Annotated in this window: 1 protein-coding gene; it reads right to left on the bottom strand. The window is 51.0% G+C overall.

The genetic code is table 11. The annotated features are described in order from the left end of the window. Positions 1-239, bottom strand: a 239-nt coding sequence (locus R0J88_RS23150; protein ID WP_410901336.1) for an SLC13 family permease, incomplete at both ends; no start/stop codon positions are given.

Below are 239 nucleotides of genomic sequence, written 5' to 3'. Positions count from 1 at the left end.
GCCACTGCTGCGGGCAAGTTGCAGGGCGACCGGAATCATTATCGCCATGGTACCGGTATTACTGATAAAAGCCGAGCAGACTGTCGTGACTGAGGTCAGGGCTATCATTTGTATCCAGCGTTTATCGCCAATATTTTTCATAGCTGAGGCCAATGCATCGACAACGCCGGAACGCCATAGCGCCTGGCTAATAATCAATACTGCCGCAACCGTAATGACAGCAGCGTTACCAAAACCAC

The sequence above is a fragment of the Pseudoalteromonas sp. SIMBA_162 genome, from assembly GCF_046535955.1.
In the GTDB taxonomy this organism is placed as follows: Bacteria; Pseudomonadota; Gammaproteobacteria; order Enterobacterales; family Alteromonadaceae; genus Pseudoalteromonas; species Pseudoalteromonas marina.
This window is presented reverse-complemented; position numbering and strand designations above follow the sequence as displayed.